The organism is Priestia iocasae (assembly GCF_016909075.1).
GTDB classification, from domain to species: Bacteria; Bacillota; Bacilli; order Bacillales; family Bacillaceae_H; genus Priestia; species Priestia iocasae.
In genome coordinates this window covers 37,674-50,878 of record NZ_JAFBFC010000007.1, presented here as the reverse complement: position 1 = coordinate 50,878, position 13,205 = coordinate 37,674, and the positions used below count along the sequence as shown (strand labels likewise).

The 13,205-nt window shown below is 39.3% G+C and carries 10 protein-coding genes; all 10 read right to left on the bottom strand.

The genetic code is table 11. The features are described from left to right. Window positions 1-15: 15 nt before the first annotated feature. On the bottom strand, window positions 16-951 hold the full coding sequence (hprK, locus tag JOC83_RS16555) for an HPr(Ser) kinase/phosphatase (protein WP_205188504.1): 936 nt from the start codon (window positions 949-951) through the stop codon (window positions 16-18). 256 nt (window positions 952-1,207) lie between these two features. Beyond that, window positions 1,208-1,579, bottom strand: coding sequence for a phage holin family protein (locus tag JOC83_RS16550; RefSeq protein WP_205188503.1), 372 nt, complete (start codon window positions 1,577-1,579; stop codon window positions 1,208-1,210). A 2-nt stretch (window positions 1,580-1,581) separates the two neighbouring features. Further along, window positions 1,582-1,776 carry a PspC domain-containing protein gene (locus tag JOC83_RS16545; protein WP_205188502.1) on the bottom strand — a complete coding sequence of 65 codons (195 nt, stop codon included), beginning with the start codon at window positions 1,774-1,776 and terminating at the stop codon, window positions 1,582-1,584. Window positions 1,777-1,791: 15 nt separating this feature from the next. Next, window positions 1,792-2,892: a DUF4097 family beta strand repeat-containing protein gene (locus JOC83_RS16540; RefSeq protein ID WP_205188501.1), complete on the bottom strand. Its 1,101-nt coding sequence runs from the start codon at window positions 2,890-2,892 to the stop codon at window positions 1,792-1,794. Between the two features lie 101 nt (window positions 2,893-2,993). Next, window positions 2,994-3,305 carry a magnetosome magnetite crystal formation protein family gene (locus JOC83_RS16535; protein ID WP_205188500.1) on the bottom strand — a complete coding sequence of 104 codons (312 nt, stop codon included), beginning with the start codon at window positions 3,303-3,305 and terminating at the stop codon, window positions 2,994-2,996. A 280-nt stretch (window positions 3,306-3,585) separates the two neighbouring features. Next, window positions 3,586-6,456 (bottom strand): excinuclease ABC subunit UvrA, encoded by a 2,871-nt coding sequence (gene uvrA, locus JOC83_RS16530; RefSeq protein WP_205188499.1) that lies wholly within the window; start codon window positions 6,454-6,456, stop codon window positions 3,586-3,588. A 7-nt stretch (window positions 6,457-6,463) separates the two neighbouring features. Then, the gene (gene uvrB, locus JOC83_RS16525; RefSeq protein WP_205188498.1) at window positions 6,464-8,443 is read right to left on the bottom strand and encodes an excinuclease ABC subunit UvrB; all 1,980 of its coding nucleotides are present in this window, start codon (window positions 8,441-8,443) and stop codon (window positions 6,464-6,466) included. 216 nt (window positions 8,444-8,659) lie between these two features. Then, entirely contained in the window at window positions 8,660-9,895 is a 1,236-nt protein-coding gene (locus JOC83_RS16520) for a polysaccharide deacetylase family protein (RefSeq protein WP_239583607.1), read from the bottom strand. A gap of 179 nt (window positions 9,896-10,074) precedes the next feature. Beyond that, entirely contained in the window at window positions 10,075-11,271 is a 1,197-nt protein-coding gene (locus JOC83_RS16515) for a PDZ domain-containing protein (protein WP_205188496.1), read from the bottom strand. Window positions 11,272-11,648: 377 nt separating this feature from the next. Then, window positions 11,649-13,100 carry a S41 family peptidase gene (locus tag JOC83_RS16510; protein ID WP_239583600.1) on the bottom strand — a complete coding sequence of 484 codons (1,452 nt, stop codon included), beginning with the start codon at window positions 13,098-13,100 and terminating at the stop codon, window positions 11,649-11,651. Window positions 13,101-13,205 lie beyond the last annotated feature (105 nt).

The window sequence follows — 13,205 nt, the reverse complement described above, 5'->3', positions numbered from 1 at the left end:
TGTTACACCCTCTCTTTAAATGTCGTCACGATCTCCATCTTCAATTACATCCGTTAAACGACTAGAAAACTGCTCGGCTGCATTAATTCCCATTCGCTTTAAGCGGAAGTTCATCGCAGCTACTTCAATAATAACGGCTAAGTTTCGTCCAGGTCGAACGGGAAGCGTAATTTTCGTAACATCTGTATCAATGATTTTCATTTTTTCTTCTTCTAATCCTAAACGGTCATATTGCTTATGTTGATCCCAAATTTCAAGGTTAATAATCAGCGAAATGCGCTTATAGCTACGAACAGAGCCAGCTCCAAATAAGGTCATCACATTAATGATGCCTAATCCACGAATTTCAAGTAAGTGCTCAATTAAGCCTGGGGCATTCCCAACAAGCGTATCCTGATCTTCTTGACGAATTTCTACGCAATCATCTGCCACTAAGCGGTGTCCTCGCTTCACAAGCTCTAGGGCTGTTTCACTTTTACCAACGCCACTTTTTCCTGTGATTAATACACCGATTCCATAAATATCAACTAACACACCATGCATCGCTGTTGTTGGTGCTAGCTTACTTTCTAGAAAGTTTGTTAAATGACTAGATAATCTTGTTGTTTTCAACGGTGAACGTAATACGGGAACAGATTCACGCTCTGATGCTTCAATCAGTTCCGTTGGAATTTCCATTTCACGTGAAACAATGATGGCTGGCGTAATGTCTGTACAAAGCTTTTCCATACGAATTTTCTTTTGTTCATCGTCTAGCTGTTGAAAAAAGGATAGCTCCGTCTTTCCTAACAGCTGCACACGTTCAGCTGGATAATATGTAAAGTAACCGGCCATTTCAATTCCTGGGCGAGATAAATCACTTGTTGAAATGGGACGATTAACTCCTTCTTCCCCACTTACTAGCTCTAAGTTGAATTTTTCAATGATGTCTTTTGTCCGAACTTTAACCACAATACGTCCTCCTTTGCTTTGGCACTTTCTTCAGCCTTTTTTTATTTTAGCACTAATTACCTGATAAAGTGAAACATCGTAAATGGAAGCCGATGAAATATTTTTATGACGTAGAACGTGTCGCCAACTTTGTAAATCTAGTATGCTTCTTTCTATTGGGCACACTTCATTCAAATTGGGTTACAGTAAAATGAACAATTAGTCAAAATAAAAAAACTCACTGAATCCAATGTCTTAAATGGATTCAATGAGTGGTTTATCTTCTTCTTCTTTTTTGAAGAGGTTCAACAATGAGGTTTTCAATGAGTGCATTTAAAATCGACATCACAATGGCTGCCAAAATGGCCATACCGAATCCTTCAATTTCGAATGCACTTCCCATTAGTTCATCGGTAATTACCAATGTAATGGCATTAATGACAAACAAAAATAAACCTAACGTTAAAACGGTTACCGGCAATGTCAACAAGATAATGATCGGTTTTACAAATACATTTAAAATCGATAAAATGATGCTCGCAATAATGGCTGCACTCACTGATTCTAAGTAAAAGGATTCAAAATAGCCTGCAATGACAATGAGTACAAGCGCATTGATTAAGATACTTGTAAGCCAACGAAGAAACATAATTACCCCTTCACCTCTTCATTTGGCACAACAAAAATCCAGATTAAATAGACAAGGCCGAGTGAACCAAATCCGAAAATTAACCCTAGTACAAACAAAATACGTAGCAGAGACGTATCCCAGCCTGTGTAATCGGCAATTCCACCGATTACTCCAGCAAGTTGCCGATTTGTACGAGAACGATAAAGCTTTCGCATTACGTTTCCTCCTCACTAATTCTTGATTAAAATGGAGCCTGTTTTCGACTCAGCGAATAATTTAAACCCTTGGCTCTTCATGCTATTTGCCTTAAAGCGAAGATGCTTTTGTACAGTTTCATTCTTTTCTTCTATTATTTCCATATTTGGTATTTGACATGTAAGCCCACCAAGATTTGACTTCAAGTCACCATCTACAAAGACAGTTGGCGATGCTATTACCTCGATACTACCTGTCGTTGTTTTAAGAAACACTTTTTCCGTACGCTCTCCTCGGAACCGACATGTAACATTTCCGTTAAATGTTTGTACATTGACCTTTTCATACTCACCTTCCATGCGAATGGCACCATTAATGGTTTCCACTTCACACCTTGGAGCGGACACATCAATCAAATGAATAAGGCCATTTGCCGTTTCAACCTCTAGACCTTCACTTTTACTATTCGTTAATGTAATGGCTCCATGCGCTGTTTTTGATTTTATTTCTCTAGCCGTTAGTCGTTCTCCTTCAATTGAACCATTAAACAAACGCACTTGCACACGATTATAGCTGACTTCTGGAATGTAAATAACTGATTTTACTTTCATCTGTTTTTTTTGCACGCTAAAGCGTAACGTTCCCTCGTTAATCGAAAACAAAACATCTTGCAAAAATGCTTGACGTGCTTCATCTTGATTTGCCACTTTATATACCGACGCCTCACATTCAATCCGTACACTGTTCTGCGTCCAAGGTTTAAACGTTACACCTCCGTTTGATACATCAATTTCAATATCATTAATTGATACATCTGACTGCTGAAAAATATGTTGAATGTCGACGGACGGACCAAAATTAAAATCTAAATCTTTATCTTTTACTTTTTTAACGGTTTGGTCCACAATCGAAAAAATTTTATCTTTAATCGATGATTGAGGCGATTGATATGCATTTCCTGTCTTTTTCTTCTCTTTATCAACCACATACGTTGAAAGGTTTTGAATGTCTTCTGCTTTTACTTCACTGGACTCGGATGGGTCTTTGTCTAATGAATCTAGTAAAATAAGAGCTTCATCAACTGTTAACTTTCCCGCCTCGACCATTTGCAAAATTTCTTTGCGTTTTGTCGTCATAAAAAAACCTCCTTATTATAACCATTCTACAAACCATAAAAATATGCCAATCTTTATTTTCTCTGATTAAATCAGAAAACCCTTTATCAAAAGTAGACCTGTTAAGACCCTAGAACTCGAATTCCTTTCACAACATTCCAAACGACGATGCCAGCACTTAACAGAAAACTTACGCCCACAGATAAAAAAATCCATATTAACGCAAACCCTTCAGATACATGGAGACTTGGGAGTAGAATGACGAAAAAAAGAGGGATTAAAATAATGGGTAATAAGTGCGAAAATAACGCTGCTTTCGCATGATCCTTTACTTCTCGTTCATCTGTAATAAAATAAATGACAATCGGTACAAGAAAAGGGGCAAAAAAGACACTAAAGTAACATAATGAGGCAATAAATTTTTGCGGTTCCATGTCATCACTTCCTTTTGTCTTTTATTACGTTTGTATGATAGAAAAGGTTTCATCATACTATATCATTTGATTCAGAAAATAGAACTAGATAAGCACAAAGAGAGTAAGGCTACCTCCTACCTATGTAGCGAGTGATTGGAGTCATGTAAACGAAAAAAGCTGAGACAAAAGAGGTAAGAAACACCCCTGTTTGGCTCAGCCTGAAACATTGCTTTCCCTAACAATTCAGTAACGTCAAGGGATAGAGAGGCAAGGAATGTTGCCTTTACATCTTCTTCTTTTATTTTGTTACCGCTTCTTCTAAACGATTTTCCATACGCTGACGGTCACGCTCTAAGATTGGCTTCAAATAACGACCTGTATAAGAACCTTCCACTTCAGACACTTGTTCTGGTGTACCCGTTGCTACAATTTGTCCACCTTTATCTCCACCTTCAGGCCCAAGGTCAACAAGATAATCAGCTGCCTTAATGACATCTAAATTGTGCTCGATTACAAGAACCGTGTCTCCATTCTCCACAAGGCGCTGCAGTACTTTTAACAAGCGAGAAATATCATCAATGTGAAGACCGGTCGTTGGCTCATCTAAAATATAAAACGTACGTCCTGTCGAACGACGATGCAGCTCAGATGCAAGCTTCACACGTTGAGCTTCTCCACCAGATAACGTTGTTGCAGGCTGTCCAAGTGTAATATAGCCAAGACCCACATCATAAATGGTTTGAAGTTTACGTTTAATCTTTGGAATGTTTTCAAAGAATTTCAACGCATCTTCGACTGTCATATCTAAAACATCTGAGATATTGCAATCTTTGTATTTAACTTCAAGCGTTTCACGGTTATATCGCTTCCCATGACATACTTCACACGGAACATACACATCCGGTAAGAAGTGCATTTCAATTTTAATAATCCCATCTCCTCGGCATGCTTCACAGCGACCACCTTTTACGTTAAAGCTAAAGCGTCCTTTTTTATAGCCACGCACCTTCGCTTCGTTCGTTTGTGCAAACACGTCACGAATATCATCAAACACACCCGTGTATGTTGCCGGATTCGAACGTGGTGTACGCCCAATTGGAGATTGATCAATATCAATGACTTTATCAAGCTGCTCGATTCCTTTAATTTCTTTATGCTCACCTGGCTTGCTTTTGGCTTTATGAAGCTTTTGAGCAAGTGATTTTTGAAGAACTTCATTAATAAGCGTACTTTTTCCTGAGCCGGACACACCTGTAATAGAAATAAACGTCCCAAGCGGAAGCTTTACTTTTACATTCTTTAAGTTATTTTCCTTTGCCCCGATAATTTCAATCATCCGTTCCTTGTCTATCGCTCTGCGTTCAACAGGAAGCGGAATGAACTTTGTTCCTGATAGATATTGACCTGTTAATGAATTGGGATCATTGATGACTTCTTCAGGCGTCCCACTTGAGACAATGGCTCCACCATGTACACCTGCTCCTGGTCCAATATCAATTAAATAGTCAGCAGCAAACATCGTATCTTCATCATGCTCTACAACAATAAGGGTATTTCCAATATCCCTCATATCTTGCATTGTACGAATGAGGCGATCATTATCACGCTGATGAAGACCAATTGACGGCTCATCAAGAATATAGAGGACTCCTGTTAAACGAGAACCGATTTGTGTCGCGAGACGAATGCGCTGCGCTTCCCCACCTGATAATGTACCAGCTGAACGATTTAACGTTAAATAATCAAGCCCTACGTTCACAAGGAAACTTAGACGCTCTGTAATTTCACGTAAAATCATATTAGCAATTTTCATCTCTTTTTCAGAGAGTTGCAGGTGTGTAAAGAATTCATGCGCTTCTTCTACCGACAGACGCGTTACATCTCCAATGTGCTTTTCATCAACTAAAACCGCTAAGCTTTCCTTCTTTAATCGATTCCCTTTACACGTCGGACACGGCTGCTGAGCCATATATTTTTCCATCTGTTCACGAATGTAATCAGAGCTTGTTTCACGATAACGGCGTTCAATATTTGGAATCACACCTTCAAACTCAATATGATTCTCGCGCACTTGTCCAAAATCATTTTCATAGCGGAAATAAATGAGATCTCCCTTACTGCCGTATAGCACTTTATCCATTAAGTGAGTTGGAAGATCACGAAGAGGTGAATCCATGTCAATGCCGTAATGGTGACAGACAGCTTGTAATAATTGCGGATAATATTGAGAGCTTGTAGGTTGCCATGGAACAATGGCTCCTTCATTTAACGATAATTCATCGTTCGGAATCACTAAGTCCACATCTACCTCAAGCTTTGAACCAAGTCCATCACAAGACGGACACGCGCCATAAGGACTGTTAAACGAAAACATTCGTGGCTCAAGTTCACCGATTGAAAAGCCACAGTGTGGACAAGCATGATGTTCACTAAATAACAGCTCTTCTTCTCCCATTACATCAATTGTGACTTTTCCGTCTCCAAGTCTTAGTGCGGTTTCAAGTGAATCAGAGAGACGAGTAGCTACCCCTTCTTTTACGACAATACGGTCAACAATGACTTCAATTGAATGCTTTTTGTTTTTCTCAAGCTCAATTTCATCGGTTAACTCCATCAGTTCACCGTCTACACGTACCCGTACATATCCTTGCTTCTTTACATCTTCTAACACTTTTACGTGCGTTCCTTTTCGCCCAGATACAACGGGTGCTAAAATTTGAAGCTTTGTTCGCTCAGGGTATTCTAGGATACGATCGACCATTTGTTCAATGGTTTGAGACGAAATTTCAATCCCGTGCTGAGGACAAGTTGGATGTCCCACACGCGCAAACAAAAGACGCAAATAATCATAAATCTCCGTTACCGTTCCGACTGTGGAACGTGGATTTCGACTTGTTGTTTTTTGATCAATTGAAATAGCAGGAGACAACCCCTCAATAGAATCCACATCAGGCTTGTCCATCTGCCCTAAGAATTGTCGTGCATAAGCAGACAGCGATTCGACATAGCGACGCTGTCCTTCAGCATAAATCGTATCAAATGCAAGCGACGATTTCCCCGAACCAGATAAACCTGTTAAGACAACGAGTTTATCGCGCGGAATCTCAACATCAATATTTTTTAAATTGTGAGCTCTTGCTCCTTTTACAACGATCTTTTCCATCGCCATTTCTTTGTCACCCTTCCGCTTTTAACTCTAAAATTAAATCGCGTAGTTCAGCAGCTCGTTCAAAGTTAAGTGCTTTCGCTGCTTCTTTCATCTCTTGTTCCATTTCAACTAATAGCTTTTCTTTTTCTTTCTTATTTAGCTTGCCATAAGCTGGGGCTTGATCGTATGTTTCCACATCTTCAGCCACAACGGTTGCTCGTATTGATTCACGTACTGCTTTCTTAATGGTTTGTGGAACAATACCGTGCTTCTCATTGTAAGCTTCTTGAATCTCTCGACGTCGCTTCGTTTCACTCATCGCAATTTCCATTGATTTTGTGATTTTATCTGCATACATAATAACGTGTCCATTGGAGTTACGAGCTGCACGTCCAATCGTTTGGATGAGAGAACGCTCTGAACGAAGGAAGCCTTCTTTATCTGCATCTAAAATCGTAACAAGTGATACTTCTGGAATATCTAAGCCTTCTCTTAATAAGTTGATTCCGACTAATACATCGTACTTTCCAAGTCGAAGTTCACGTATGATTTCAATTCGTTCAAGCGTTTTTACTTCTGAATGAAGATATTGCACTTTAATGCCAATCTCTTTTAAATAGGTCGTTAAGTCTTCGGACATTTTCTTTGTTAATGTCGTAATTAACACACGCTCATTTTTCTGAATCCGCTCTTGAATTTCACCAATTAAATCATCAATTTGCCCTTCAATTGGTCGCACTTCAATGTTTGGATCAAGTAGCCCTGTTGGTCGAATGATTTGTTCAATGACTTCCGGTGCTTTTTCTAACTCATAAGGACCTGGTGTTGCCGATACATGAATGATTTGTGGAATATGCTGCTCAAATTCATCAAACTTTAACGGACGATTATCAAGCGCTGACGGCAGACGGAAGCCATGATCGACAAGCACTTGCTTCCTCGCTTGGTCCCCATTATACATGCCACGTACTTGGGGCATTGTAACATGTGATTCATCAATTACTATTAAAAAGTCTTCAGGGAAGAAGTCTAAAAGTGTATAAGGTGTTGAACCCGGTGGACGTAGCGTTAAATGACGGGAGTAGTTTTCAATTCCAGAGCAAAAGCCCATTTCGCGCATCATTTCTAAATCGTAGCGCGTACGCTGTTCTAAACGCTGTGCTTCTAATAATTTATTGTTCTCTTTTAACTCCGCCAGTCGAACTTCTAACTCTTTTTCAATGTTTTCAATCGCAACTCTCATTTTCTCCTCACGCGTAACGAAGTGAGATGCAGGGAAAATGGCCACGTGTTCACGTTCACCTAATATCTCGCCTGTCAATGCATCCACTTCTCGAATGCGATCAATCTCATCACCAAAAAACTCTACACGAATGCAATGCTCATCACGCGATGCTGGAAAAATCTCCACCACGTCTCCACGTACGCGGAAGGTTCCACGCTTAAAATCAATGTCATTGCGTTCATATTGAACATCAACAAGCTGACGTAAAAGCGCATTTCTCTCTTTTTCCATTCCTACACGGAGTGAGACGACAAGCTCTTTGTATTCTTCTGGTGAACCTAATCCGTAAATACATGATACACTCGCAATAATCACAACATCTCTTCGCTCAAATAGCGAAGATGTCGCAGAATGGCGTAGCTTATCAATTTCATCATTGATGCTCGCATCTTTTTCAATAAATGTATCTGTTTGCGGTACATATGCCTCTGGCTGATAGTAGTCGTAATAACTAACGAAATACTCGACCGCATTATTTGGGAAAAACTCTTTAAACTCACTATATAATTGACCTGCTAACGTTTTGTTATGAGCAATAATTAGCGTAGGTTTGTTCACTTCTTTAATCACATTTGAGATGGTAAATGTTTTACCTGTCCCAGTTGCGCCTAGTAATACTTGATGCTTTTTGCCTTGCTCGATGCCTTCAACAATCTTTTTAATTGCTTTTGGTTGGTCACCTTGTGGTTCATAAGCCGATACTAATTCGAACTGATCTTTCAAGCAAAAACCCCATTTCTAACAAATGATATTCTTATCTTACCACTATAAGGGAAAAAAGAAACAGAGACCGAACTGATATTCGTATTTTATCATTTTACACGTGTAAAAACAATCTAGATGCTACGCAAAATCCCTTGCTGCTCTATCCAATCAACAGAAAGGATAGAGCAGCAAGGGATGGGTGCAGAACGATTCTTTTATACCTATACCATACCTTCACTTTAATGCCACAAGCTTATAGCCTTTTTTACGAATGCCTTCAATAATTGCCGGAAGTGCCTCAATAGTGGCAAGACGATCATGCATCACAATCACACTGCCGGATACAACTTGATGGAGAACACGATTTTTAATGGTTGTTGCACTCTTTGTATCCCAATCCCGAGGATCTGTGTCCCACATGACAACGTGCATTCCTCTTTCATAGGAAGCTGATAGGGTTGTTGTGTTGTAGCTTCCATACGGAGGTCGAAATAAATTCACTTTTTGCTTCACTACTCTTGATAACACCGTGAGACCTCGATCTAATTCTTGGCGTTGCCCCGTGATGGATAATTTCTTAAAGTCCGGATGCGTATAGGAGTGATGGCCAATCACATGCCCTTCTTCTTCTGTACGTCGAATCGCTTGTGGATATCTCACAACATTTTCTCCAAGTACAAAGAAGGTTACAGGCACGTTATATGCTTTTAATACATCAAGCAGCTTAGTCGTATGAGTGGTTGGACCATCATCAATAGTTATGGCTACATATCCCTTTGGAACAGACCGAACAATCGTTGGCTTTTCAATGGGCGGGATGTAGCTCACTTTTTCTTTTTCTTGCTCTTTTCTTGCTTTCCATTCCGCTTTTACTTTTTCTCGAAACGGAGGATGCATTACGCGAGCAAGCATCACAGCAAACTGAGAGCGAGTAACGAGCTTCTCTGGGCAAAACGTATTGTCACGATATCCTAATGTAATGGAATGAGCGGTTAAAGCTGCAATAGGATGATGAGCCCAATGGGTAGAAGGTACATCTTTAAACAGAGAGGCATGGCTTCCTTTAAGCTTAAAAGCGATGGTTAATACTTTTGCCATTTGCGAACGAGATAAGAGTTTTTGAGGTTGAAAGGTTGCAGATGTTTGAAAGATTCCCGCCTCCATCATGGCTGCAATGGCAGGATAAGAAGGGTGTGTCGAAGGTACATCACGAATTGGAATGGTAGATACGTTTTGAAGGTTTACATTTAAAGATTTTGCAAGCATGACGGCGGTTTGCTCTCGTGTCATGGCATCATTTACACCGAATTCTTCACCGATTCCAGACGTGATATTCCGCGAGGTTAAATAGGTGACTTCTTCTTTCGCCCAATGGTTAGCCGAAACATCTGTAAATGCAAAAGCAGCTGAAGCATAACCTGCTGACAAAATCAAAACCAAACTAATAAGGAACAATAGGTGTTTTTTCATCAATTGAACGAGACCCCTTTCACTTCTCTAGTAAACTAGCTTTTTTTACTAGACTATGAAGGTAAAAGGAGAAAAAGAACGCAAAAAAGTAGCCACAGATTTCATCCTATCCACGGCTACCTTTTGCGAACACAAATAATAGAAGAATAAGTAGATCATTCATTCTAGTAATTGACGATTTACCCAACCTCTACTTCCGACTCACGCTTTTGATGATGTTGCACAAAAATAATTCCGAGCTCATGATGTTCATTGTCGTAAAGAGCACGCTGCGCAAAACGAATTTCGCCATTTTCATCAATCACTTCTAGCTTACAATATGCTCGGTTATTGGCTTGTAACGCTTCATAAAAGCTTGACACATGAGACACAGGAATTCCATTCACTTTCGTAATGACTTCGCCTACTTGCAGCGCCATTTTCTCAGCTGGTGATGTTGGAATAATCCCTAAAATAACAAGTCCGCTATCTCGCTTTGAAAAGAATACAGGTGCGTTATCATCTGTCATACGTTGCTGAATAGTGATAAGCTCACGAATGAATATCGCAATCGCTACAATAAAAATGGATACGAATGGATAAAAGAAAACAGCTACACTGGCTAATGCAATAAAAAGACCCAGACCTAACACACGCTTGCCAGTGATGCTAATGGAATGGATTGGCAGCATCCCTTTAATACGCTGTGAAAACCCAATGGCAAATGGTACAAGGAACAAGCTAAACGTTGTATCGTTCACTGTTAAAACAGGCCACCATGACCATACCGCTTTAATGGCATCACCAGGAATTAAGACAAACAATGGGACAACCCATAGCTTCTGAGCAAAGTGAGCTCCTACCTGTTGTCCACGCTTACTCGTCACCATCGCAGGTGAGGTTCCTTTATGGCCATATTTCCAAATAAGAAAGCCTTCTGCTACTAGTAAAAGCGCTAAGATAATCACTATGGACGGTAAATGCATATTTTTAGCTTCCATCACAAGCTCAGCGATTAGGCCTGTTCCTAATCCACCTTCAGGAATCAACAGGGCCGCAATAACCGCAAATCCTAGCACAAATGCAGGTGATAACCAACGAAACGTAAACGGACCACTTAATAGAAAGGTGATCACACCAATTACTACAATCGTTCCTATTGATAAATATGTACCTAGTAATAACGTAATAACAGACAACACAAGTCCAATCAGAAGACCAGGAAAGAATAAGTACTTTAATTCAAGGATAAAATCAAAAATCCGAACGTGAAAATGCTTCCTTTCCCTCTTCACACGAGCTAATCCAACAAAATAAGCAACCATTATAAAAAAGTACGTTAATGGATGTAAAAACAGTCGACCGAAACCTCTTAGCCCTTCAACAACCAAATCCACTCTTTCCACCACCTATTCAAATCAATGTAATCCTTTATTCACTATCTTTTATCTCTCTTATTCTTAATTTTAAAAATTTCACCACAGACTCATTGCTCTTTTGAGAAAGTATCTAAGTCCTTTCAATCACGTAAGATTAGTTTTCGAAAAAGACCGATTCGGTGATTTACATTCCTAGAATTTCCTCATTTAAAGGTCTTCTAAGAGAATGACGTCCACTTTTTGTGTTTGATTCGATATGTATTATTCTATCAAATTACAGGATTAAAGAACAATGTCGTTTTTCGGTTAATTTTTTTGGCTTATTCCTTTCGATGCCAAGCATATAGACTCATCAAAAAAAGCACCTCTGCTTTTTTTGCAGAGGTGCTTTTTCATTATTGGCTAACTACTTTAAGTGCCGATTTTAACTGAATATCACTTGTATCAGACTGCACTTTTTCTAGTAGTTTTGCTTGTATTAATTGTGCTGTATCATGATCAATTTCACCTGTTACTTCAAGGTTGTTTGCTTGTTGGAATCCTTTAACAGCTGTTTCGGTTTCTGGACTGAAATAGCCGTCTTCACGACCAGGCTCAAATCCTAGACCTTTTAACATAAGCTGCGCATTTTTTACTTGGTTATCATTCATATCTCTTGTTAATGCTTTTTTCTCTTCTACTTGGATTGGGTTTGCATAATAATAGTCAGGTTGATTGACTTTAATCGTTGGCTCTACACCTTTTTCATTAATCCAATTTCCATCCGGTGTTAACCACTTGTAGAACGTTAACTTTAAGTTACTACCATCTTCCATTGGAACCGCTTGTTGAACTGTTCCTTTTCCAAATGATTTTTCTCCAATTACTTCATAGCCACCTGCTTCTTTTAGCGCGCCTGCTAAAATTTCAGAAGCTGATGCACTTCCTCTGTCAATTAATGTGACAATTGGATAGTCTTTTGGCTTTTTAATGGATGAGAAGAAACGATCTTTTTCACCATCTCGTTTTTCAATCTGAACGTATGGCTTTTCATCTGTTACAAGTTCTTTTAAAATTTCTTCTACGCTTTGTAAATAACCACCTGGATTACCACGTACATCAAGTACAAGTCCCTCAATGCCTTTTTTCTCTAATGCTTTTAACTGTTGTTTAAATTCTTCTGCAGTCTCTTCTGAGAATGATGTGATTTCCATATATCCAACGGTTTTGCCATCTACTTTTTTCGTTGAAGAATAAACGGTTTCAATTGGAATTTCATCGCGCACAACATCAATGGTCATCACTTCTTTGACACCCGGACGTTGCACATCTAATTCAACCGTTGTTCCTTTTTTACCACGAATTTTTAATACAGCTTGATACAAATCAAGACCTTCAATGCTTTTCCCATCAATTTTCAAGATTTGATCATTTGGCTTTAATCCTGCCTTTTCAGCTGGTGATGATTTAAAAGGAGCCACAATGGTTACCTTTCCATCCACCATGCTTACTTCTGCACCAATTCCTTCAAATGATGAATCAAGAGATTGGGTAAACTGCTGTGCAGTTTCTTTGTCCATATACACAGAGTAAGGGTCTTTTAGTGTATCTACCATCCCTTGAATGGCACCTTCAAGTAATTGCTTTTCATTCACATCTTCATAATATTGTGTGGATATAAGTTCGTACGCTTGCTTAATTTTGTCAAACTCTGCATCGACATTGACGTTTGTCTCACCACTATCGGCTAACGACAAGCTTTGCGTCCCACCAATGCCTTCTCCAAAAAAGTGAAGCCCTACATAAGTTCCAACTGATCCAACTGCTAGTGCAAGTACCATTAACATTGCAACGACTTTTCGATTCAAACGTTTCATCCTCCTCTACCCTAACCCATCTCTTTTTATTATAGTAGATAGTGGACAAACTATGTAATAAAAAGGATGTTTACGTAATTTGTAACAAAAGGCATC